31 protein-coding genes are annotated in these 23,348 nt (G+C 26.7%); 22 read left to right on the top strand and 9 right to left on the bottom strand.

The genetic code is table 11. The annotated features are described in order from the left end of the window. Positions 1–7 precede the first annotated feature (7 nt). The 6 genes from clpS (at position 8) to AMYT_RS10900 (ending at position 5,651) form a co-directional block, all read left to right on the top strand. The gene (gene clpS, locus AMYT_RS10925; RefSeq protein ID WP_114842564.1) at positions 8–307 is read left to right on the top strand and encodes an ATP-dependent Clp protease adapter ClpS; all 300 of its coding nucleotides are present in this window, start codon (positions 8–10) and stop codon (positions 305–307) included. A 3-nt stretch (positions 308–310) separates the two neighbouring features. Beyond that, positions 311–2,515 (top strand): ATP-dependent Clp protease ATP-binding subunit ClpA, encoded by a 2,205-nt coding sequence (gene clpA, locus AMYT_RS10920; protein ID WP_114842563.1) that lies wholly within the window; start codon positions 311–313, stop codon positions 2,513–2,515. A 99-nt stretch (positions 2,516–2,614) separates the two neighbouring features. Then, positions 2,615–3,235 carry a c-type cytochrome gene (locus AMYT_RS15195; protein ID WP_322934303.1) on the top strand — a complete coding sequence of 207 codons (621 nt, stop codon included), beginning with the start codon at positions 2,615–2,617 and terminating at the stop codon, positions 3,233–3,235. A 17-nt stretch (positions 3,236–3,252) separates the two neighbouring features. Next, positions 3,253–4,101 carry a flagellin gene (locus AMYT_RS10910; protein ID WP_114842562.1) on the top strand — a complete coding sequence of 283 codons (849 nt, stop codon included), beginning with the start codon at positions 3,253–3,255 and terminating at the stop codon, positions 4,099–4,101. A gap of 34 nt (positions 4,102–4,135) precedes the next feature. Further along, positions 4,136–4,807, top strand: a complete 672-nt coding sequence (gene aat, locus AMYT_RS10905) for a leucyl/phenylalanyl-tRNA--protein transferase (protein WP_114842561.1) — start codon at positions 4,136–4,138, stop codon at positions 4,805–4,807. Between the two features lie 97 nt (positions 4,808–4,904). After that, positions 4,905–5,651, top strand: coding sequence for a ferredoxin-thioredoxin reductase catalytic domain-containing protein (locus tag AMYT_RS10900; RefSeq protein ID WP_114842560.1), 747 nt, complete (start codon positions 4,905–4,907; stop codon positions 5,649–5,651). Positions 5,652–5,653: 2 nt separating this feature from the next. Here AMYT_RS10900 and AMYT_RS10895 read toward each other — a convergent pair whose 3' ends face one another. Genes AMYT_RS10895 through panB form a run of 4 tightly spaced genes read right to left on the bottom strand, consistent with a single transcriptional unit; the run spans position 5,654 to position 9,437 of the window. Next, positions 5,654–6,496, bottom strand: coding sequence for a response regulator (locus AMYT_RS10895; protein ID WP_114842559.1), 843 nt, complete (start codon positions 6,494–6,496; stop codon positions 5,654–5,656). 25 nt (positions 6,497–6,521) lie between these two features. Next, positions 6,522–7,556, bottom strand: coding sequence for an AI-2E family transporter (locus tag AMYT_RS10890; RefSeq protein ID WP_114842558.1), 1,035 nt, complete (start codon positions 7,554–7,556; stop codon positions 6,522–6,524). Then, on the bottom strand, positions 7,553–8,578 hold the full coding sequence (gene ruvB / locus AMYT_RS10885) for a Holliday junction branch migration DNA helicase RuvB (protein WP_114842557.1): 1,026 nt from the start codon (positions 8,576–8,578) through the stop codon (positions 7,553–7,555). The genes AMYT_RS10890 and ruvB overlap by 4 nt, the downstream gene beginning before the upstream one ends. Positions 8,579–8,591: 13 nt before the next feature. Further along, entirely contained in the window at positions 8,592–9,437 is an 846-nt protein-coding gene (gene panB / locus AMYT_RS10880; protein ID WP_114842556.1) for a 3-methyl-2-oxobutanoate hydroxymethyltransferase, read from the bottom strand. Positions 9,438–9,536: 99 nt separating this feature from the next. Here panB and trpA point away from each other — a divergent pair, with 99 nt between their 5' ends. From trpA to AMYT_RS10860, 4 genes are read left to right on the top strand one after another with little or no spacing between them, the layout of a single operon-like run. After that, the gene (trpA, locus tag AMYT_RS10875) at positions 9,537–10,277 is read left to right on the top strand and encodes a tryptophan synthase subunit alpha (protein WP_114842555.1); all 741 of its coding nucleotides are present in this window, start codon (positions 9,537–9,539) and stop codon (positions 10,275–10,277) included. A gap of 2 nt (positions 10,278–10,279) precedes the next feature. Then, positions 10,280–11,017 carry an arginyltransferase gene (locus AMYT_RS10870; protein ID WP_114842554.1) on the top strand — a complete coding sequence of 246 codons (738 nt, stop codon included), beginning with the start codon at positions 10,280–10,282 and terminating at the stop codon, positions 11,015–11,017. Beyond that, positions 11,007–11,222 carry a hypothetical protein gene (locus AMYT_RS10865; protein WP_114842553.1) on the top strand — a complete coding sequence of 72 codons (216 nt, stop codon included), beginning with the start codon at positions 11,007–11,009 and terminating at the stop codon, positions 11,220–11,222. The genes AMYT_RS10870 and AMYT_RS10865 overlap by 11 nt, the downstream gene beginning before the upstream one ends. Before the next feature lie 2 nt (positions 11,223–11,224). After that, positions 11,225–11,557 (top strand): hypothetical protein, encoded by a 333-nt coding sequence (locus tag AMYT_RS10860; protein ID WP_114842552.1) that lies wholly within the window; start codon positions 11,225–11,227, stop codon positions 11,555–11,557. Here AMYT_RS10860 and AMYT_RS10855 read toward each other — a convergent pair whose 3' ends face one another. Then, positions 11,558–11,974 (bottom strand): hypothetical protein, encoded by a 417-nt coding sequence (locus AMYT_RS10855; protein WP_114842551.1) that lies wholly within the window; start codon positions 11,972–11,974, stop codon positions 11,558–11,560. 139 nt (positions 11,975–12,113) lie between these two features. On the opposite strand from AMYT_RS10855, the gene AMYT_RS15155 reads away from it, so the two are divergent. Further along, positions 12,114–12,245, top strand: a complete 132-nt coding sequence (locus AMYT_RS15155; protein WP_265936024.1) for a hypothetical protein — start codon at positions 12,114–12,116, stop codon at positions 12,243–12,245. After that, positions 12,245–12,691, top strand: coding sequence for a Fur family transcriptional regulator (locus AMYT_RS10850; protein WP_114842550.1), 447 nt, complete (start codon positions 12,245–12,247; stop codon positions 12,689–12,691). The genes AMYT_RS15155 and AMYT_RS10850 overlap by 1 nt, the downstream gene beginning before the upstream one ends. 20 nt (positions 12,692–12,711) lie before the next feature. Here the strand turns inward: AMYT_RS10850 and feoB are convergent, their stop codons facing one another. After that, on the bottom strand, positions 12,712–14,820 hold the full coding sequence (gene feoB / locus AMYT_RS10845; RefSeq protein ID WP_114842549.1) for a ferrous iron transport protein B: 2,109 nt from the start codon (positions 14,818–14,820) through the stop codon (positions 12,712–12,714). After that, positions 14,810–15,037, bottom strand: coding sequence for a FeoA family protein (locus tag AMYT_RS10840; protein WP_114842548.1), 228 nt, complete (start codon positions 15,035–15,037; stop codon positions 14,810–14,812). Before AMYT_RS10840 ends, feoB begins: the two co-directional genes overlap by 11 nt. Before the next feature lie 177 nt (positions 15,038–15,214). Between AMYT_RS10840 and AMYT_RS10835 the strand changes: the two genes are divergently transcribed. From AMYT_RS10835 to AMYT_RS10795, 10 genes are all read left to right on the top strand, one after another. After that, positions 15,215–17,050: a sensor domain-containing diguanylate cyclase gene (locus AMYT_RS10835; RefSeq protein ID WP_114842547.1), complete on the top strand. Its 1,836-nt coding sequence runs from the start codon at positions 15,215–15,217 to the stop codon at positions 17,048–17,050. 100 nt (positions 17,051–17,150) lie between these two features. Then, the gene (locus AMYT_RS10830) at positions 17,151–17,465 is read left to right on the top strand and encodes an HMA2 domain-containing protein (RefSeq protein WP_114842546.1); all 315 of its coding nucleotides are present in this window, start codon (positions 17,151–17,153) and stop codon (positions 17,463–17,465) included. After that, positions 17,465–18,136: a ferritin-like domain-containing protein gene (locus tag AMYT_RS10825; RefSeq protein ID WP_114842545.1), complete on the top strand. Its 672-nt coding sequence runs from the start codon at positions 17,465–17,467 to the stop codon at positions 18,134–18,136. Before AMYT_RS10830 ends, AMYT_RS10825 begins: the two co-directional genes overlap by 1 nt. A 3-nt stretch (positions 18,137–18,139) precedes the next feature. After that, positions 18,140–18,427 carry a hypothetical protein gene (locus AMYT_RS10820; protein WP_114842544.1) on the top strand — a complete coding sequence of 96 codons (288 nt, stop codon included), beginning with the start codon at positions 18,140–18,142 and terminating at the stop codon, positions 18,425–18,427. Continuing rightward, on the top strand, positions 18,412–18,789 hold the full coding sequence (locus AMYT_RS10815) for a hypothetical protein (RefSeq protein ID WP_114842543.1): 378 nt from the start codon (positions 18,412–18,414) through the stop codon (positions 18,787–18,789). The genes AMYT_RS10820 and AMYT_RS10815 overlap by 16 nt, the downstream gene beginning before the upstream one ends. Next, positions 18,782–19,111 (top strand): YtxH domain-containing protein, encoded by a 330-nt coding sequence (locus AMYT_RS10810; RefSeq protein WP_114842542.1) that lies wholly within the window; start codon positions 18,782–18,784, stop codon positions 19,109–19,111. The genes AMYT_RS10815 and AMYT_RS10810 overlap by 8 nt, the downstream gene beginning before the upstream one ends. 3 nt (positions 19,112–19,114) lie before the next feature. Further along, the gene (locus AMYT_RS10805; RefSeq protein WP_114842541.1) at positions 19,115–21,220 is read left to right on the top strand and encodes a heavy metal translocating P-type ATPase; all 2,106 of its coding nucleotides are present in this window, start codon (positions 19,115–19,117) and stop codon (positions 21,218–21,220) included. 87 nt (positions 21,221–21,307) lie between these two features. Next, on the top strand, positions 21,308–21,430 hold the full coding sequence (locus AMYT_RS15150; RefSeq protein ID WP_265936023.1) for a hypothetical protein: 123 nt from the start codon (positions 21,308–21,310) through the stop codon (positions 21,428–21,430). After that, on the top strand, positions 21,417–21,626 hold the full coding sequence (locus tag AMYT_RS10800) for a hypothetical protein (RefSeq protein ID WP_114842540.1): 210 nt from the start codon (positions 21,417–21,419) through the stop codon (positions 21,624–21,626). Before AMYT_RS15150 ends, AMYT_RS10800 begins: the two co-directional genes overlap by 14 nt. Before the next feature lie 85 nt (positions 21,627–21,711). After that, positions 21,712–22,155, top strand: coding sequence for a Fur family transcriptional regulator (locus tag AMYT_RS10795; RefSeq protein ID WP_114842539.1), 444 nt, complete (start codon positions 21,712–21,714; stop codon positions 22,153–22,155). A gap of 23 nt (positions 22,156–22,178) precedes the next feature. Here AMYT_RS10795 and AMYT_RS10790 read toward each other — a convergent pair whose 3' ends face one another. Together AMYT_RS10790 and AMYT_RS10785 are read right to left on the bottom strand one after the other, a co-directional pair. Further along, complete coding sequence (locus tag AMYT_RS10790; RefSeq protein ID WP_114842538.1) at positions 22,179–22,682, bottom strand: flavodoxin; 504 nt, start codon at positions 22,680–22,682, stop codon at positions 22,179–22,181. A 92-nt stretch (positions 22,683–22,774) separates the two neighbouring features. Next, positions 22,775–23,284: a flavodoxin gene (locus AMYT_RS10785; RefSeq protein ID WP_114842537.1), complete on the bottom strand. Its 510-nt coding sequence runs from the start codon at positions 23,282–23,284 to the stop codon at positions 22,775–22,777. Between the last annotated feature and the right edge of the window lie 64 nt (positions 23,285–23,348).

The following is a 23,348-nucleotide window of genomic DNA, read 5'->3' as shown; positions in this document are numbered from 1 at the left end:
GTTTGAAGTGGCTAATGAATTTGAAGTAGAATTGGATAATGACATAAAATTGGAAGAACCAAAGAAATATAAAGTGTTTTTATTAAATGATGATTATTCAACAATGGATTTTGTAATAGATGTTTTAATAAAAGTTTTTAGAAAAAGTCAAGATGAAGCAACAAAAATAATGTTAAATATACATAATAAAGGTAAAGAATTATGTGGAGTATATACTCATGAAATTGCTTCAACAAAAGTAGCACAAGTAAAAGTATTAGCAAGAGAAAAAGGCTTTCCTTTAAAAGCTGTAATGGAAGAAGAGTAAGTTATGATAAGCAATGAATTAAGAAGTATTTTTGCACAAGCTGTAAGTTATGCAAAAACAAGTAAGCATGAATATTTAACAATAGAACATATTTTTTTAATGACTTTACATGATGAGGTAATAGAGAATCTTCTTTTAAATTTAGGTTTAAATAGTGATGATCTTTTTGAAAAAACAAAAAAATATATAGATGAAAATACACCACTTTTACCTGAAAGTATTGAAGATGAACCTATTGAAAGTATTACTTTAACTAAAACTATTGAATATATGGTTGCTCATACTCAATCAAGTGGAAAAAGAGATGCTGGCGTTGAAGATATGTTTGTGGCTATTATAAAAGATGAAAACTCTTATGCTTCATATTTATTAAAATCCCATGGAATTCAAAAAGTTGATATTTTAGAAGAGATTTCTCATAATCAAAATGATGAGATAGAAGATTCTTCAAGTGAAGATAAATCTTCAAATGTATTAGAAAAAAATGCAACTGAATTAGTAGCCTTAGCAAAAAATGGTGAAATTGATCCTGTTATTGGAAGACAAAGAGAAATACACCGTGTAATTCAAATTTTAAGTAGAAGAAAGAAAAACAATCCTATTTTAGTAGGTGAACCAGGTGTTGGAAAAACTGCAATTGCAGAAGGTTTAGCTTTAGAAATTGCAAATAATAATGTACCTGAAAGTTTAAAAGATGCAAAATTATTCTCTTTAGATATGGGTTCTTTATTAGCTGGAACAAAATATCGAGGAGATTTTGAAAAAAAATTAAAAGCACTTTTAAAAGAGATAACAGAAGTTAAAAATGCTATTTTATTTATAGATGAAATTCATACAATAGTTGGTGCTGGAAGTGTTGGTGGAAGTGCAATGGATGCTTCAAATATTTTAAAACCAATGCTTTCAAATGGAAAATTAAGATGTATTGGAGCAACTACTTTTAGTGAATTTAGAAATGATTTTTCTAAAGACAAGGCTTTAAGTAGAAGATTTGCAAAAGTAGATATAAATGAACCTTCAATTGAAGATACTATAGAGATTTTAGAAGGGCTAAAATCTAAATATGAAGAGTTTCATAATGTAAAATATAATAAAAATGCCATTGAACTTGCTGTTGAATTAAGTAAAAAATTTATTAATGATAGATTTTTACCTGATAGTGCAATTGATGTTATTGATGAAGTTGGAGCTTCTAAAAAAATAGAAACAAAATCAAAAAAAGCTGTAGTAATTACAAAAAATGATATTGAAGAAGTTATTGCTAAAATGGCACATATTCCTCCAAAATCAGCAACGAAATCTGATTTGACTTTACTAAAAAATTTAGAAAAAAATATGCAAAAAAGAGTTTTTGGACAAGATGATGCTATTTGTACAATTGTTAAATCAATAAAAAGAAATAAAGCTGGATTGGGACTTGATAAAAAACCTATAGGAACTTTTCTTTTCTCTGGACCAACAGGTGTTGGTAAAACAGAAGTTGCTAAAGAATTATCTTTGCAATTGGGAATTCATTTTGAAAGATTTGATATGAGTGAGTATATGGAAGCTCATACAGTTTCAAGACTAATTGGAGCACCTGCTGGGTATGTTGGTTTTGAAAAAGGTGGTCTTTTAACAGAAGCTATTAGAAAGCATCCTCATTGTGTATTATTACTTGATGAAATTGAAAAAGCTCATCCTGATTTAATGTCAATTTTATTGCAAGTTATGGATAATGCCCAATTAACAGATAATAGTGGAAATAAAGCAGATTTTCAAAATGTAATTTTAATTATGACTTCAAATTTAGGGGCTAGTGAAGCAAATGTAATGGGCTTTGCAAAAGATGAAACATTAAATGAAAATAAAGCAATAAATAAATTTTTTGCACCAGAATTTAGAAATAGATTAGATAGTATTGTTAGCTTTAGCTCTTTAAATATGGATATTGTTGTAAAAGTAGTAGGTAAATTTATAGAAGATTTAGAAGAACAATTAAGTGATAAAAAAATTAAAATTTCTATTAGTACAAAAGCAAAAAAACAACTTGCACTTTTAGGTTATGATAAAGCAATGGGTGCAAGACCTTTAAATAGAGTAATAAGTGATAAAATAAAAGATGAAATAACAGATGAGATTTTATTTGGTAAGCTTAAAAAAGGCGGTGAAGTAAAAATTGATTTTACAAATGACAAATTCGTATTTGAGTATGAAATAAATAAGTAAAAAGTATTAGCTTTAAGTTAATATTTAGAAATGTAGTTTAATCTTATTTTAAAAGAAATATGAGATAATATGAATAATTATTTACTAAAAGGTAAGTTTATGAGAAATATTTTGATAAGTTCATTTGTTGCTGTTTTATTTCTAACAGGGTGTTTGGAAGAAAAAACTAAAGAGAGTTCTAATACAACTTCTTCTTTATCAAGTAGTGAGCAGTCATCTAATGCAAAAGAAGATTTATTAAATAAAATAAAAGAATCAAGCTCTAATATTACTACAAAAGTAACAGAAGCTTCGAAAGAAATAGGTAAAATTGTAGCTGATACTTCAAAAGAAATAAGTTCTGAAGCTTCAACTGTTGCATCACAAATAGTTGATAAAAGTGACGATATAACAAAACAAGTTACAACTGAAGTTAAAAAATCAGCAGATAAAATTGAAGAAACAATAGACAATATTATGAAAAATAGTGATTCTTCTAGTGAAGGGAAACAACTATTTTTAAAATGTGCGGGTTGCCATGGACAAAATGGAGAAAAACCAGCCTTAGGAAAATCTTTAGTAATTCAAGGTTGGGATAAACAAAAAACTATTGATGCTTTAAATGGTTATAAAAATGATACTTATGGATCTGTAATGAAAGGTGTAATGAAAAGCCAAGTTTTATCTTTAAATGATTCAGAGATAGAAGCTTTAGCTGAGTATATTTCTACTTTAAAATAAACTTTAAGGAGTTTACTATGGTACTATTTACAAATGTTTCTGCATTAATGGCATATGAAAATTATAGTTACAATAGTAGACTTCTATCAAAATCTTTACTAAGATTATCAACAGGACTTAAAATTAATAGTGCTAGTGATGATCCTTCTGGCTTAGCAATTGCTGATAAATTAAGAACTCAAGCAAGTGGAATACAACAAAGCATTGAAAATGCAAACTCTGCTATAGCTTTAACTCAAATTGCTGATAAGGCTATGGCTGAACAATCAAATATTATTGATATGGTTAAAGTAAGGCTTATTCAAGCACGAACAAGTACAACTACACAAGAGGGACGAGAAGCAATAAGAAAAGATATTGTAAAACTTCTTTCTCAACTTGATAATATTGCTTCTCAAACTAATTATAATGGAGTATATCTTTTACAAAAAGGCCAATTAGATAGTGCTATTTCTACTAAAAAAGAGTTTCAAGTAGGTGAAAACGCTCATAATATTATTACTATGCAAGCAGTTCAATCAAATACTATAGGTTTAGGACTTGATTCTTTGAAAGCTTTGGCACAAGATGCTCTAACAGCTGATGTGGCTGCTAATTCTTTAGAGACTTTAGATAATGCTTTAACTTCTTTAAATACATTTAGAGCCCAATTTGGTTCTACTCAAAATCAGTTAGAATCTTCTGTTAGATATATGATTACATTAAAAACTAATTTAAAAGCAAGTGAGTCTGTAATAAGAGATGTGGATTATGCTCAAGAAGCTGCAGAATTTAGTAGATTAAATATATTAGTTCAAGCTGGAATGTTTGCAATGGCACAAGCTTCTAAAGTACAAGAAACCATGATAAAATATCTATTTAGATAAATTTGATAATATTTTAAAACTTTTAAGGTGACTTTTGGAAATTTATTCTTTAACTGATGATGTTTATACTTTCCCTAATCCAAGGTTTGCTTGTGATGAAGGAATTTTAGCCTATGGAGGAGATTTAACTCCCACAAGACTTATTTCTGCATATGCAAATGGAATTTTTCCTTGGTACAATAGTGATGAACCAATTTTATGGTGGAGTCCAAATCCTAGGCTTATTATGGAATTGGAAGAATTTAAAGTTTCAAAATCTTTATTAAAAGTAATAAAAAGTAATAAATTTGAAATAAGATTTAATACAAATTTTACGCAAGTAATGATTGAATGTAAAAATATATATAGACCAAAGCAAGATGGAACTTGGTTACAAGATGAATTAATTGATGCTTATACTACTTTACATAATTTAGGTTATGCCCACTCTTTTGAAAGTTACTATAATGGGGAGCTTGTAGGGGGAGGATATGGCTTATCAATAGGAGATATGTTTTGTGGTGAGTCTATGTTTGCTAAAAAAAGTGATGCTTCAAAAGTAGCTTTATATTATTTAGTTCAAAGATTAAAAGAAAAAGGTTTTTCTTTACTTGATTGCCAAACTCCCACAGAACATCTTCAATCTTTAGGTGCAAAATGTATAAGTAGGGATGATTTTTTAGATAGACTCTCACATTCAATACAAAACTTTCCAAGTTTTAATTAATAAAAAGTAAATTAAGAAAAACTTATAATAAAATAGTTCAAAAAAGATAAAGAACAATTTTCTATAATACCAAAAATAAATAAACTCAAGGTATATTATGATAAAAAAAATTGATATGAATTCAGATGAATTTCAAGTGGAATTTGAACTTACAAAAGAGTTTACGAATGATGTTTTAAAAAAATATAATTTTGTTTATAATCCACAAGAAGAGATAAACGAATCAATCCAACAAGGTCTTACAAGAAATAAACTTATATATGATAAAAGGTTTTGTCCCTGTTTTATGGTAGTTGGACAAACAAAAGAAGAACAAGAAAAAGAAGATAATAGATTATGTCCTTGTAAACCTGCTTTAGAAGTTGAAATTCCAAAAGATGGAAAATGTCATTGTGGAATTTTTTGTACACCTGAATATGCAAAAAGCTTAATGGTTGAAGAAGAGATAAATGAAGCAACTCATACTCACTCAAGAGGTTTAACTAAGCTAGAGTGTGAAGTATTATTAAAAAAAGAACAAATAGATGCTTATGAGTTAGAATCACTTTTAGAAGCAAGAGAGTTAAAATATGTAGATTTTAATTTAGTTGATACAAGAGAGTGGATGGAGTGGGTAGGACAAAGAATAAAAGGGTGCGATTACTTAATTCCTACAACTTCTTTTTATCAAAGTTTAGAGCAAATAATAAATCAAAAAGAAAAGCCTGTTATTGTATATTGTTTAAGTGGTAGTAGAAGTGCTTATTGTCAAAAAATTATGAAAGACTTAGGGTTTAAATCTGTTTCAAACTTAAATTATGGAATTATGACTTATAAAGGTGAAATACTAAGAGGTGATGAGTAATCTCATCTCTCTAAAGATTGATACAACATATATCCACTTGCATATTCATCTTTATTTTCATATAGGGGATATAAAATATTATGAAAATTTAATTCTTGGTTATCAGCAGTTATAAACTTCTCATTAAATCCAACTGCTTCTTTTTTCTTTATTGCTTCAAGCATCTTTTTTTGTAAATTTGCATGATTGCTTGTAATTGCACTAAGAGGTTTATTTTTTAATTCAATAATTGTATATTTATAGATATTTGAAAATTGATTTGAAATTTTTTCAATCATTCCAAATTTATCAAGTTTTACTGAAGCAATAAAATGTTCAGCTAAAAATTTGTAAAAATTAACTTCTTTTTGCAAAAAATCATATTCTTCTTTTAACTCATCATAATCTTTTCTTGTTGTTAGCATTTCATTTGCTAGAGCTTTTGTTGTTTTATATAAACTTCTACTTTCTTTATATTTTTTAACACTTGTTAAAATAGTTGCAGTTAGTTCTTTAATTTTTAGAGGTTTAGTTACATAGCTATCAATATTTAATGAAATAGCTTTTAATAAAAACTCTTCATCTGTATAAGCAGTTGTAAAAATCACAGGTATATATTTTGATACTTTATGAATCTCCTCTGCCATCTCCATACCAGACATTTTAGGCATATTTAAATCAGTTACTATAACATCAAGAGTTTGCATATGTTCATTAAATAAATTAATACCTTCTTCTCCATTTGAAGCACTATATACTTTTTTAAAAATTTTTTCAAATAGGCTTAGAGTTTGAGTTCTTATAATATCATCATCTTCCACATATAAAATTGTAATCTTTTTTAACTCTTTTAAATCTATTTGCATTTATATTTTCCCCAAATTTTTCTCATTATATCATATCATTACTATACTTTTTTAATAATTGTACAATAGAGATAAAAAATGTAACCATTGCAGGCCCTATAATCATCCCCCAAAAACCAAAAGTTGATAACCCTGCAATAATTGAGAAGAAGATTAATAATTCATTGATTTTTGAAGGAGTTCTCACTATTCTTTGATTTATATATTTAATTATAATTGGTTTTACAAAAGTATCAGCTATTATTGAAATTACAATAATTGAGTAACTAATTATTACTATTGCATCATATAAATTACCTTTAAATATTTCATATATGGCAATAGGAAGCCACATTATTAAGCCTCCTACAACAGGAACCAATGAAGCAAATCCATATAAAACTCCAAGTAAGAAACCATTATAACCATATATTGAGATAAAAAATCCAAATAACATTCCTTCTAAAATAGCAGTAACTAAAATAGAATATAAAACAATACTCATAACATTTGATGATTCATAAAAAAGTGCGTTTGCATCCTCTTTTTTTAAAGGCAAAATATCTTTTATATAGTGAGATAATCCTGTCCCATAAAGAGTAAAGAAAAAATAAAAAATAAGAATCATAACCATATCTATCATAAATGAAGCAGAATTTTTACCTAAATATGCCCCAATAGAAAGTACATTTTTTACAGCCTCTGCCACATCAATTTTATCTAAGATTAAATTTAATTGGTGTTTTAAAAATTGAAAATCACTTGGTATATTCTCTACCCAATTTTGAATATTTTCAAAGTTTTTTATAATTGCTTGCTGGTCAAGTTTATTAATAAAATTTGCAAAAGAAAAAATACAGTACATCACTGGCACAAAAAAGATGACAGCAAGAACTATTGTCATAAGTATGGCTGATAGGGTTTGGCTTTTTACTCTATTTGTAATAAAAATATCTAAAGAATTTGTAGCAACAGATAATAAAAATGCTACAAATATAGCTTTTATAAAAGGATTAAAAAGTTCAAATAAAAAAAATAAAACAGCTACTGCAATAGCTATTAAAAAATGTTGTGGTTTCAAAATAGGGTTTCCTCTTGAATTTTTGAACTACTTGGGTGTGATAATCTAAACATTTCATAAGTTTTTACACTTGCAACTCTACCCCTTGCTGTTCTTTCAATAAAGCCATTTGCTAAAAGATATGGTTCAATTGCATCTTCAATTGTTCCCTCATCTTCACTTAAGGCAGCTGCTATTGTTGAAAGCCCCATAGGTTTACCTTTATTTGATACAAGTAATTCAAGTAGATTAATATCCATTTCATCAAAACCACTTTCATTTACTCCTAGCTCATCTAAAGCATAAGCACATCTTTGTTTTATTATTTTTGTTTCATTTTCAACTTCAGCAAAATCTCTAACTCTTCTTAAAAGTCTTAAAGCAACCCTTGGTGTTCCTCTACTTCTTCTTGAAATTTCCAAAGCTGCATCATCTTCACAAAATTTATTTAATTTTAAAGAGGCTTTTTGAATAATTTTTGCTAACTCTTCATAAGTGTAAAATTGCATTCTAAAGTGCATACCAAATCTTTCTCTTAAAGGATTTGATAACATTCCAGCTCTTGTTGTTGCTCCAATAAGAGTAAACCTTGGAAGATCAATTTTTACTGTTTGTGCTGCTGGTCCACTTCCAATAATAATATCAAGTCGATAATCTTCCATTGCTGGATATAGTATCTCTTCAACCGCAGGGCTTAATCTATGAATTTCATCAATAAATAAAATATCCCCCTCTTCAAGATTAGTTAAAATAGCTGCTAAATCACCACTTTTTTCAATCATTGGCCCAGCAGTGATTTTTATATTTGAATTCATCTCATTTGAAATTAGATATGAAAGTGTAGTTTTCCCAAGACCTGGAGGTCCATAAAATAAAATATGATCCAATGCTTCATTTCTTTTTCTAGAAGCATCTATAAATACTCTTAAATTTTTTTTGATTTTTTCTTGACCAATATAATCATCCCAAGAAGAAGGTCTTAAGCTTATTTCATTATTATCTTCTTCAAAAGAGATTTGCTCTACTTCAACAAGTCTTTCCACATTTTACTCCAAATTAATACTCTTCATCTTTTGCAGGAAAAGCTTGAGATTGAACATCACTTTTATATTGCTCTACTGCTTGTTTTACTAAAGTTGCACCTTCTAAATATTTTCTTACAAATTTAGGTTTAAACTCTTCAAAGAAACCTAACATATCAGACCAAACTAAAACTTGCCCATCTGTTACATTACCTGCACCAATTCCAATTACAGGTATTTTTACTGCTTCAGTGATTTTTTTAGCAACACTGCTTAAAACACCTTCTACAACTATGGCAAAAGCACCTGCATTTTGTACAGCAAGGGCATCTTTTATTAGTTGTTCTTCATCTTCTTTTGTTTTTCCTCTTACTTTATATCCACCTTCACTTCTAACATATTGAGGCATAAGACCAATATGTCCCATAACTGCAATTGAGTTTGAAGTTAAATGTTTTATAATCTCAGCTTTATCTTCTCCACCTTCAATTTTAATAGCAGCAGCATTTGTTTTTGCATAAACTTCAACGGCATTTTTTAAAGCTTCATCTTTGTTTATATATGTTCCAAAAGGCATATCAAGAATTACAAAAGCTTGTGGTGCACCTGCACAAACAGCGTTTGTATGGTAAATCATTTGTTCAAGAGTAGCAGAAAGTGTGTCAGGTTTCCCTGCAAAACTCATATTTAAACTATCTCCTACTAATATCATATCTGCAATTTTTTCAAATAATTTAGCAAAAAGTGCATCATAAGCAGTAATCATTGTAAGTTTTTTTATATTTTTTGCTTTTTTAATTTTAGTTATATTCATCTTTTCAAAGTTTGTAATATCATTAGAAGCCAACTTCTCTTGAAAATCATTTTTAATAATACTCATAGTAATAGTTCCTTAAATTAAATTTTAGTAGTATTAATCTATAACCTTGTTATATTATGGTACTATTATAGCCAAATTAATTAAATATAGGATTTTATTTTGAAAAAACTTGTAGGGTATATTACAGCTAGCTATCCTGAAAACAGTTTTACAGTAGATTTAGCACTTAATATGAAAGAAGCAGGTGTAGATATATTAGAATTGGGTATTCCTTTTTCAGATCCAGTTGCTGATGGACCAGTAATTGAAAAGGCAAATTTATTAGCTTTACAAAAAGGATTTAAATTAAAAGATTTATTTGAAGTATCATCAAAAATTGCACCAAATATAGATACTTTATGGATGGGATATTTAAATCCTTTTTATCATTATGGAATGGAAAATTTTATGCAAAAGGCTAAAGAGTTTGGAATAAGTGGAGAGATTATTCCTGATTTACCTTTTGAAGAGGCTTTAGCTTATCAAAAGTTAGCTGCCAAATATGAACAAGCACTTATTGCTTTTGTAGCACCTACTCATACAAAAGAAAGAATTGCACAAATTGTAAAAGATGCAAAAAAATTTATTTATATGGTGGCATATGCAGGTATTACAGGAAGTGGGAAAAGTGAAGATTTAACTGAAATTATAAAAACAGTAAAAGAAAATACTAAAACACCTTTATACATAGGTTTTGGAGTGGATGAAAAAACTTGTAAAGAGAAAGCTATTGGTGTTGATGGAGTAATTGTAGGAAGTGCTTTTGTTAAATATTTAATTGATGATTCCTTATCATACAATGAAAAAATAAATAAAATTTGTTTAATTGCAAAAGAGATTAAAGGGAAAATTAACGAATAAATATGCAAATTATAAATGAAGACTTAGAGTTTGTAGAAGAGAATAGGGAATGTTCTTACTTTAGCAATGAAATATCAGATATGCGATATAGATATATAAATAAATGTGGCATTGAAGATTATCAAAATATGTTAGAGCATGGTTGGAGAAGATTTGGTAAAATGCACTTTGTACCTGAGTGTGCAAATTGTACAAAGTGTGTAAGTATGAGAATAGATGCACTAAATTATAACTTTTCTAAATCTGAAAAAAGAGTAATTGCTAAAAATAAAAATACAAAACTTTTTATTCAACCTCCAAGTATTAGTATGGACCATTTGCAACTTTATGATAAATATCATAAGTTTATGAGTGATAAGAAAGATTGGCCTTATCATCAAATAACTCCTGATGAATATATTCGTTCATATGTTCAAGGAAAAGAAAAGTATGCAAAAGAGTTTTTATATTTTAGAAATGATAAGCTAATAGCAGTTGCACTTGTAGATATATTGCCAAAATCTATCTCTGCAATTTATTGTTTTTATGACCATGATTATCAAGATTTATCAATTGGTAAATTTTCAATTTTAGCACAAATAAAAATTGCTAAAGAGTTAAAAATTCCATATATTTATTTGGGATATTGGATAAAAGATCATTTTTCAATGGGTTATAAGGTTTCTTATCAACCCTTTGAAGTACTTAAAAATAGGCCTTCTTTAGAAGAAGACACAATTTGGGAAAAATATGAGTTATAATATGGTTTCAGTTATTGCAATTGCAATTACAGCTGTTATTGCACTTTTAGCAAGTCATTATTTTACATTAATGTTTTTTGAAGAAGAACATTCTTTATTTAAAATTGTTCAATTAATAATTGCTATTGTTACAATGACAACATTTTACGCACCTATAAAATATTATCTAATTAAAAAAATGGGTGTTGAAGAAGAGAAGGAATAGTTATGAAGAAAATAGTTTTTTTAATTGTTTTTAGTTTATTTTCACTATTTGCTAGTGAACAAGTAGAAGTGGAAAGTGTAGATTGTGTTATATTAGAAGATGAAAATTCAATAATTTGTAAATATGTACAAGATAGAGTTGATTTTGAAAAAAAAGTAACAATACAGTGGATTGATCCTGAAAATGAACTTTCAAGAAGTAGAGAGATGCTTATACCAGCAGGTCATGGTTCAGTTTATGATTTTAGATATATTGATGGAAGAAAAAAAGGTATTTGGACTTTTAAAGTTATAGATCAAGATAAAGCTTACGAAGCAAAATTTGAATTAAAGTAGTTATACTTTTTTCAAATTTTTATTTAAAGCCATAACTAAATTAATTCCTTTTTTATCTACAACACTTAACATATTTTTACTGCTATCATGGCAAGTTTTATTTAAATTTACTAAATAAGTTAAATAATCTTCAATTGTATTAATTAAAACTCTATCTTCAAGTAATAAAATAGTTTTTGCACTATACTCTTTAATACTTCTTAATGACTCTTCTTTAGGATTATTTAAATCAATTGATAAAATCTCTTGAGATAGTTTTGTAAAGGCTTCAAGTTTAGATTGTCTAAGCCATCTTTTTTGATCTATTTTATTATTTACTTTTGAAAGTATAAAAGTATCAATAACCTTAGTTGCAATTGCACCAAAAGCAGCAGTTTTTGCAACTTGCCCCACTAAAGATAAACTAATATTAAACATAGTTGCTCCTTAAATAATTTAGAAATCTTATATAAAATAAACTTAATTGTATATTAAAACGATAATTATTATCATTAATAAATGGTTAAGAAAGGATAGTGTAATATTATACTAATGATACTAATTATTAAGGTTTAAAATGAAAAGAAAATGCCAAAGTGAAGGTTTTTTATATAAACACAATGTGAAAATTCATAAAAATTTATGGATACCTTATACCCTAGCTTTGATAATTAGTATAGTAATAATTGCAACAAAAGGAATAAGCTAGTGGAAAAGTATGAAGATAATTTTGAATCATTTTTAGAAAATTTTAAAAATACAGTTTCAAAACTAGGGTATAAAAACTCTATTCAAAAAGATTATATTTTAAAAATTTTATATTTTAATGATGATCATTTAAGTGCAGAACAAATTGTAGCAATTGCTAAAACTAATTATAAAGTAGATATGGGAATAGCAACTGTATATAGAACTGTAAAATTTTTTGAAGAGTTAAATATAGTAAACTCTTTAGATGTGGGAGATGGGGTAAAAAGATATGAGTTAAATTTATCTTTACATCATGACCATATGATTTGTACTTTATGCAATAAGATTATAGAATTTCATGATGATGTAATTGAAGAACAACAAAAAAAAGTTGCAAAAAATAGTAACTTTATTTTAAAAGATCATATTATGACAATATATGGTCTATGTAAAGATTGCCAATAAGTTGTAGCATAAGAAAACTCTTATGCTACTAAAAATGAGACTACATTATAAGCTATAAATGAAAGTACCCACGCTGTTGTAGTTGTAAAAACAAATAAATATGCTAAATATTTCCAACCACCTGCTTCTTTTGTAAATACCATTGAAGCAGCTAAACAAGGAAGATAAATCATTACAAATACAATAAATGCAATTGCTGAAGCAAAAGGAATATTTGCCTTGATTTTATCTATAAGTCCTTTTGAACTTTCATCATTTTCTTCTCCTAATCCATATAAAATACCTAAAGTTGATACAACAATCTCTTTTGCGGCAAGACCTGTTTCAAGCGCAACTGACATTCTCCAATCAAATCCTAAAGGGGCAAATAATGGTTCTGAAAATTTACCTACATATCCTAAATATGAATTTTCTAAATTATATAAAGCCAATTCATTTTTTAAAGAGGTTTTTTCTTCATCTGTAAGGGCTAATTCAATTTTTTGATTAAAGGCTTCTTCTACTTGCAAATGTTTTGGATAATTACTTGCCACCCAAATTAAAAGTGAAGCAGCTAAGATATATGTTCCTGCTTTTTTTAAGTACATTAAAGCTTGATTTGAAACTGTATGCCAAATAAGTTTAAATGAAGGCATTCTATATTTTGGCATTTCCATAACAAAAGGTTCATCTTCACTTTTAAATACTACAATTTTTAAAACTTTTGCTGCAATTAAACCTAAAATTGCTCCACCAATATAGATTAAAAATAAAACATTTCCAGCATTTTTTTCACTAAAAAATGCACCTGTAAAAAGTACATAAATAGGAAGTCTTGCTCCACAAGACATAAAACCAATAATAAATAAAGTAAGTAATCTATCTTTTTCATTTTTTAATGTTCTTGCTGCCATATAGGCTGGAACAGAGCAACCAAATCCAGTAACTAAAGGAATAAATGATTTTCCATGAAGTCCAAATTTATGAAAAAAACCATCTAATAAAAAAGCAACTCTACTCATATATCCTGTTGTTTCAAGTAAAGCAATTCCAAAAAATAGTATTACAATATTAGGTACAAATAAAATAACAGCACCAACTCCAGCAATAGCCCCATCAGCTATAATTGATGAGATTTGATTATCTCCTAAAACTTCTTTTGTATTATCAATTAAATTTGCAAAAAAAGTATCAATTATATCCATTGGAATATTTCCAATTTCAAATGTCAATTGAAATAATCCCCACATTAAAAAAAGAAAAATAGGTAATCCAAAAATTTTATGTATTAAAATTGAGTCAATTTTTTCTGTTAAAGTTTTCTCTTTATATCCTTTTTCTTTAACAGTTTCTGTAACTGCACCTCTTGCAAAGGCAAATTTTTCTTCATTAAAAATATCTTCTATATTTTTTGTATTATAGTGTAATGAAATATGTTCAAAAGCTTCATTTAATAAAGGTTGTAGTTTTGTCCATATTGGTTCATCATGGAAAAATTTATAAGTTTGTTTATCTTCTTTTAAAAGTTTTATAGCAATTTCTCTATATGTAACATTTGCTTTAAAATTTATTGCTTCAAAAAATTTACTTATATTTGAAATCTCTTCTTCTATAACATCAGAAAAGATAAGTTTTGTAGGAAGTTTTTCACTTTCAAATTTTTTTACAATCTCTTCAAGAAGTAAATCAATACCTTCTTTATTTGCTGCACTTGTTTTTATACAAGGTTTCCCTAAAATTTTAGTTAATTGTTTTTCATCTATTTGAATCTCTTCTTTTATTGCTTCATCATTCATATTTAAAGCTATTATCATTTTTTTATCTAAAGCAAGCAATTCAGAAGTTAAAAACAGGTTTCTTTCTAAATTAGTAGAATCAACTACATTTAAAATAATGTCATAATATTCATTATTTAAAAAACTTTTTGTAACTTTTTCTTCTAGTGTATAATCATTTAAAGAGTATGAACCAGGTAAATCTACAATTTGAATTTTATAGTTTTTATATTTTACAAATACCTCTTCTTTTGCAACAGTAACACCAGAAAAATTTCCAACTTTTAATTTTGCATTTGAAATAGAGTTAATAAGCATACTCTTTCCAACATTTGGTTGTCCAACTAATGCAATTTTAATTATATTAGTTTGCATAGTTCACCTCAATTTGTGAAGCTTCACTTAGTCTTAAAGCAACTTTTGTATTTTTGATTTTTATTTCTATTGTACTTTTAGTAAGAGTTACTTCTTCTACAGTAATAATACTATTTTTAGTAATACCAAAAGAATAGAATCTATTTTTTAATGTATTCTCACAATTAATATATACAATTATTGCTTTATCTCCTTTATTTAGTTCACTTAATTTCATAATACATCCTTATATGAATTTAAAAATAAAATTATATTCAACTTAAAATTTAATATTACTTAATAATGATAATAATTTTCAAATATTTTATTAAAATATTAAAATGATAATAATTATCATTAAAATTTAAAGAAAATAAGACTATACTTCTGAAAAATTATAAAAAGGTATAATGCTATGAATATTACCACTAAAATATCATTATTTTTTAGTTCTATTTTAGTTTTTTTAGTAATATGTATCTTTGCAATTTTAAAAGATAGTGAAAAAAAAACTTTAAGTTTTGAAAATATTCAAGTGGAAAAGAATATCAAGATTTTTTTTGAAGCTTTATATTCAAAAGTTGATTTATTAAATAATATAGCCTATGAGTACTCTTCAAATGAAAAAATCATTAATAGTTTAGAAGAACACATTAAAAAGGATAAAAAAAGATATTTTATCAAAGATAAATATACTCATTTTATACTATTTGATAAAAATAAACAGTTTGTTTCTGGTGATGTATATGATATAAATTCAGATGAATTTATCTCTACTCCAAATGAGATAAAAAACTTTTTTAAATCAAAAAATTTAAATAAGTATTTAAAAAATAAAGAGGAGATACATTTTATTACCCTTGATTATGAAAAAGTTCTTTTTACAATTGAAGAAGTAAAAAAAGCAAATAAGCTTTTAGGCTATATTTTTATAGGAAGAACCTTGGATTCTTCTTTTTTATCCAATCTTACAAAAATTACTCATAGTTATATTTCATTTTTACCTTCATACTCTTTAAAAAATAAAAATGAATTAAAAATAAAAAATAGTTTGATAAATTATGATATAAATAGAGTAGATGAAAAAAATCTTTTTTCTTTTATTGAATTATTTGATGAGTTTGATAATAGCTCTTTTTTTATAAGTATGAAAATTAATAGGGATTTTTTTATACAAATATCTAAAAATAATGAGTTTTTATTTTACATTTTTATAACTACTTTTATATTATTAATTATGTGCATTTACTTTTTTATTGATAAACTTTTTGCAAAAAGAATTAAAAATATTACAAATATTATTAAAAAAGTATCTAAAAGTAATAGTTTAGAATTAAAAATTAAAATAGATTATGATGATGAGATTAGTTATCTTTCAAAAAAAATTAATGAAATGTTTATTTCTATTAATAATAAACAACATGAAGAGTTAAAAAAAGAAAGAGATTTTTTACAATCAGTTTTAGATTCTCAAAAAAATATTATATTAATTACTGATGGAAAAGATATAGAAAGTACAAATAAAAAATTTGTGGATATTTTTAAATCAAAAGATCATTTTATGACAAATATTGCACTATTAGATAATCAAACACAAGCAAATTTAGTTAATTTTGCTAAAAAATATGAATCCTATGAAAATCCTGCAAAATTAAAAGTACAGGATGATAATCATAAATATTTTATTTTTGATGTTCAAAAACTTGATATGAAAAAATATTTAATATGTATGAATGATATTTCCTCTTACAATGAAAAGCTTTGTCATTTAGAACAAAAAGCAACAATTGATGAGCTAACTTCTATTTATAATAAAAATACTATAACTTCACTTTTAAATTGTTGGTTAGAAGTAAAAGATTTTTGTTTAATTATTTTTGATATTGATTATTTTAAAAAAATCAATGATACTTATGGACATTATATTGGAGATTGTATTTTAAGAGATTTATCAAAATTAATTAAAAGTTTTTTACATAAAGAGGATATTATTGGAAGATTTGGTGGAGAAGAGTTTATTGTTTTGGTTGATGATAATAGTAATGAAAATATAATAAATATAGCTACTAGATTAAAACAAGTTGTGGAAGATTATAATTTTGTATATGAAAATCACAAAATAAATGTAACAATTAGTTTAGGTGCAACTTTTTGTAAAAGAAATGAAAAGTATGAAGTTGTATATAAAAGAGCAGATGAAGCTTTATATGAAGCAAAAAGAAGTGGAAGAAATAAAGTATGTTATAATTAATTATTCATAATTTTGCTCTTTTTTGATAATGAGTGTAAATTTATATTAAGTCAGACTTAAAAAAGATTTAGGAAAGATTAAAGAAATTAAAGGATTTTTTTTGATAAAAACAGAAGATATTATTAAAATTGCTAGTTATTTTTCAATAATTGCCCATACTCCAGGTAGATTAAGAGTAAGAGTAAATCCAAAAATAAAAAATGAAAGCTCAAATATTTCAATTTTGGATATTGAAAATTTACCTAAGAAAATAAATGGAATAAAAGATATTAAGATAAATAAGATTATTGCTTCTGTTACAATAACTTATGATGCTACTATTTTTAAACCTCAAATTTGGGAAGATTTAATAAATAAAAGAAATTTAGAAGAGATTACAGAAATTATAAATAATCTTGCAAAGGAGGTAATGTAGTGGTAAATTTAGATGAGAATATTTTACTTTCTCAAAGAGTTGATTTAAATAATGAACAACCTGTTGTTTCACAAGTTTTAAGAATTGCTGTTTATGATGAATTTAAAGCTTATGAAACTTATACAAAAATAATAGAAAAATTTGGAGCAATAACTCCTTTTATTAATATAAAAGAGGCTGAAGCAATACATTATAGTGCATTAATTCCCCTTTTACAAAAATATAATGTTGAAGTTCCAATTAATGATTGGGCAGAAAAAATAAAAGTACCAAATACTTATATAGAATGTTGTGAATTGGGTGTTGCAAGTGAGATTAATAATATTGCAATGTATGATAATTTAATAGCAAATACAAAACAGCAGGATATTAAAGATATGCTTTTCAAGCTTCAAGCAGCTTCATATAACAACCATCTTCCAGCTTTTAGAAAAGCTGTGCTAAACCATTATAATGGCGTAAGTAATTCAACTAGCTTAAATAGTATTGAAGAGATGATGGGAAAAGCAAATGAGTATCAAATGCTTTTAGAAGATATTGCAAATGGGAATATTAATCAAGATAAAATCTCTTTACTTTTATCAAAATTAAATATCTCTATGTTAAGTGGTGCAGGACTTGGTGCAGCATTAGTTGCTTTTTTAAATAGTTATTCTCAAGAAAAGGAGTAAATTATGGCATTACCATTTATAGCTGGATTGGCAATTGGAGCAGGGGCAGTTATTGCTTTTACTAAAAGTAAAACTTTAAAAGAAAAATCAAAAGAGTTGTTTTGTAAATCAAAAGATTTTGCTTCATCTAAATTAGAAAAAAGTAAAGATTTAGCAAGTGATGTTAAAGATACTATAAATGCAACAAAAGAGTGCATTAAAGAGAAAAAAGAGTCTTTAAAAGAAATAAAAGAAGATGTAATTGAAAAAATCGAAGAGATAAAGGAAGATGAAGAATGCAAAAAGGCGTAATTGATACAGGAACACCAAGAAATGTCTTAGGACATGTAATAAGTGGTGCAATAGCAAGTGCGGTAGTTTCAGGAACAATTAATTATAAAAAAGCAAAAGAGGCTAAAATTTCTTCAAATGAAGCTATAAAAGATACAGTTAAAAAAACAACACAAGGTGCGATTGCAACAGGAACTGCAATTGCTACTGCAAATTATTTAGGGCAACAAGGTGGCTTTTTAAAAGCTATGACTGCTTTAAGTATTGGGATGGCTGGAATTTATGCTGTTGAAGTTATTGATGATAAATTAAATGAAAAATATGAAACTTTGGCTTATGAAGAAGATGAAATTAAAACTTTAAAAGAGGAAGATTATGAATAAGAATACAAATATGTATGATATAAATATTGAAAATAGTAGAGCTATTCAAAATAATACTTTAAATCAAAATCCTTATATAAATCAATCACCAACAAATGTACAAAATATGCAAAATGGGCAAAATAGTGGATTTAATAGTGGTGATTTTATAAAAGGTGCATTAATTGGTGCAGCTGTTACTTATCTTCTTACAAATAAAGGTGCGCAAGAAAATATAATGAAAGCTGTATCAAAAGGTACTGAACTTTTTCAAGCTGGAATGGAAGAGTTAAAAGAGAGAATGGAAGATGCTAAAGCTGCTATGGAAGCAAATCAAGAGTAGTTTATGAATAAATTTATAAAAGTACATGAAACCTTAACAAGATTAAGATATAAATTTGAACTTTTAAAAGAAGAGTTTATTGATGAAAATATTTTAAAAGCATATCTTGAGAATATACAAGGTGTCAATAGTGTTCGTGTAAATAAAAAAGCATATAGTATTATTTTTAATATTGAAAATATTGATATTAAAAAAACTATTGAAGAGAGTTTAAAAACTCTTACTTTAGAAGATCTTCTTTCAACAAATTGTGAAGATAATGCTGTTTGTGTTAGTTGTATAAAAAATGAAAAGCCTTCTTTAGAAGGAGTTGTAAGAGCAGGTGGTGCTTTAGTTGCTGAAAGGTTTATTTCTAATAATTTAGCTAAAGCTTTACTTACTACAACAGCTGCAACTCCTTTATTAATTGAAGGAACAAAAGAACTTTTTAATGAAGGTTTAACTTCAAAGGTTTTAGAAAGTGCAGCCGTTGGTATTTCTGTTTATAGAAAAGATTATTTAGCAGCAAATTCAACAAATACAATGCTAGCTCTTGGTGAGTATATTGAAGAGACTACTGTTCATAAAAGTGATGATTTATTAAAAGAGTTAGCTAAACCAAATGTAAAAGAGGCATGGATTGAAAAGCTTCAAGATGGTAAAAAAGTTGAAGTTTTAGTTAAAACAGAAGAGATTGATGTTGGAGATATAGTAGTAGTTAGTGCTGGTAGTACAATCCCTGTTGATGGACATATTGTATTTGGAGATGCAAGTGTAAATCAAGTATCTATGACAGGTGAAGCTGAACCTATAAAAAAACAAAGGGGAGATAGGGTTATTTCTGGAACTGTTTTAGAAGAGGGTAGGTTAAAAATCTGGGCTGAACATGTGGGGGCAAATACTGCCACACAAAGAATTAAACACTATATTGAAAGTTCATTAAATGAAAAATCTTCAGTACAACTAAAAGCAACAAAATTAGCCGATAAATTAGTTCCTGTAACTTTAGGTTTAGCAGGTTTTTCTTATTTGATAACTAAAGATTTTGAAAGGGTAGCTTCTATTTTACAAGCTGATTATTCTTGTGCTTTAAAACTTGCTACTCCAGTTGCTTTTAAATCAACTATTTCAAAAGCAGGTCATAATGGAATTATGATAAAAGGTGCAAAATCAATTGAATCGTTATCAAATGTGGATACTTTTATTTTTGATAAAACAGGAACTTTAACTAAAGGTGATTTAGAAGTAATAGAAGTTCAATCTTTTGATGAACAATGGACAGAAGAAGAGGTTTTAAATCTAACAGCAAGTACAGAAGAACACTACTTTCATCCAGTTGCAGAAGCGGTTGTTAAAGCTGCTAAACAAAGGGGCTTTGTACATATGCACCATGAAGAAGTAGAATTTATTGTTGCTCATGGTGTAAAAACAGAAGTTGATGGTAAATCAGTTATAATTGGAAGTAGACATTTTCTAGAGGATGATGAAAAAATAGATTTTTCTTCACATAAAGAGAAAATAAATAAAAGTTTAGATGAGGGTAAAACTCTACTTTATATTGGATTTAATGGGAAACTATTAGGAACAATTGCTTTAAGTGATAAGATTAGAGATAATGCAAAAGAATCTTTATTAAGATTAAGACAATTGGGTGTAAAACATCTAGTTATGCTAACAGGAGATGTTGATAAAAAAGCCCAAATGGTTGCTGAAGAATTAGGTATTGATGAGGTTTTTTCTGAATTACTTCCTACTGATAAAGCAGCAATTGTTAAAAAAATGATGGATGAAGGTAGAAAAGTTGCTTTTGTTGGTGATGGGATAAATGATGCACCTGCCTTAATTAGTGCTAGTGTTGGTATTTCTATGAGTAAAGGGGCTGATATTGCTAAAGCAACAGCAGATGTTAGTTTATTAAAAGATGATATACAAGCTGTTGTTGAAGCAAAAGAGTTAGCAAATAAAACTATGAGACTTATAAATACAAACTTTAAAGCAACAGTTGGGGTAAATTCAGCAATTTTAGCAGGTGCAACTTTTGGAGCTTTTTCTCCTATTGTTACTGCAGTTTTACATAATGGAACAACAATTGGTTTACTTTTAAACTCTATAAAAGGAGTAAAGGCTTAATAAATTTATTATGATAATTAGTATCAGTTTTATTTAAACTTTAAAAGGATAAAATTATGATAACTATTATCATTAGGAGATAAATTTATGCCTTTCATTTTACCTATTGCTACTATATTAACAGCAGCATTAACTTATGAGACTATAAAAGGGACAAAAAAGACTATTCAAAGAAGACAAAGAAGGAAACAAAGGAATGAAAGTCGATAATGAAATAAAAAAAGAAGTTGCAAAAATAGGAATGACTGCTACTTTAGGAGCAACGGTTGTAACTTCTATGTTTATGAAAAATAGTATTGCTAAAAAAACTCACATAGTTGCCGGTGCCGCATTTTGTGGTTTTGCTTTATGGCATCATATGCTTTACCAACCTGAAAAAAAGAGTAAAAAACTGAAAAACAAATAAATTTTACTTATATATATTTATGTTGAAATTTTTGCTAACTTTAGATATACTATAATTGTGTATAAAATTTGAAGGGCGTATTTTTATGACAAATAATGAAGAAGTAATAGAAGAACTTAAAAGAATAGTAAAACAAAAAGGTCTAAAATATACAGAACAAAGGGAAATTGTTTTAGATATTCTTATAAATGCTAAGGGACATTTAAGTGCTGAAGATGTTTATAATGAGATTAAAAATAAATATTCAGACTCAAATATAGGAATTGCAACAGTTTATAGAGCTTTGGGTTTTTTAGAAGAAGTTGATTTAATTACATCAATTGCTTTTGGAACTGAAGGTAAAAAATATGAAAGTAATGCAAAATCACATCATGACCACTTGATTTGTACAACTTGTGGAAAAATTATTGAATTTATAGATGATGAGATTGAAAAAAGACAAGATAGAATTGCTAAAAAGAATAACTTTAAAATTACAAGTCATTCTATGCAATTGTATGGAACTTGTAAAGAGTGCCAAGATAAGTAATTAAGGAGTAAACTCCTTAACACTTATAAGATTTCCTCTTTAATTTTCTCTATCCAATTATCTATTCTTTCATCAGTTAAATCACTTTGGTTATCTTCATCTATAACTAAACCTACAAATTGGTTATCTTTTAGTGCCGTTGATTCTTCAAACTCATAACCTTCTTTAGAAGTAAAACCAATAACTTTCCCACCTTGAGAAATAACTTGTTCATACATTGTTCCTAGTGAATTTACAAAAGTATCATCATAGCTTTCTTGATCTCCTAATCCAACTAGTGCTACAATTTTATTTGAAAAATCAATTTCTTTAAAATTATCCCAAGATTCATCCCAATCATCTTGTAAATCCCCATCACCCCATGTTGAAGTGGCTAAGATTAGTTTATCATAAGTAGCAATTTTTTTTACATCTTCTTGATTATTACTTATATTATATGAATCAATATTTCCTAATTTTTCTATAATTTTATTTGCTATTTCTTCAGTATTTCCTGTACTACTTGCATAGAATATGGCACTTGACATTTTAATCCTTTATATAAAATTTTTTATAATTTTATATAAATAGGATAAAAAATGTCTTATTTAAATTAAGTATCTATTTTGTTAATTTATTTTTAAGAAGTTGCATATAAGATTTCACTTTTTATCTCTTCTGCCCACTTTTTTATTCTTTCATCTGTTAAATGACTTTGGTTATCTTCATCTAAAACTAAACCTACAAATTTACCATCAATCACTGCTTTTGAAGAGTTAAATTCATATCCTTTAGTTGAAGTAAAACCAACAACAGTTGCTCCATGAGATATTAAATCATCATAAACATATCTCATTGCATCTGCAAATTCATCAGGGTATTTTTTTTGATCTCCTAGACCAAAAATTGCAACTTTTTTACCTTTAAAATCAATATGTGAAAAATCTTTCCAAATCTTTTGCCAGTCCTGTTGCATTTGACCATGATTCCAAGTTGAAATACCAAAAACTAGATGCTTGTAGTCATTGATATATTCACTTCCTGTAACAGCTATATCAAAAACTCTAATTTCATCTAAAGCAAAAGATATTTTATTTGCTACCTCTTTTGCGTGTCCACTCTTACTAGCATAAAATATTGCACAAGTCATAGTAACTCCTTTGCTTTAATCTTTATTAATATAGTAAAACAATTATTTTTAAATAAGGTATAAA

This window comes from Malaciobacter mytili LMG 24559 (assembly GCF_003346775.1).
Lineage (GTDB): Bacteria > Campylobacterota > Campylobacteria > Campylobacterales > Arcobacteraceae > Malaciobacter > Malaciobacter mytili.
The sequence above is the reverse complement of the archived record's forward strand: the minus strand, read 5'-3'. Positions and strand labels throughout refer to the sequence as shown.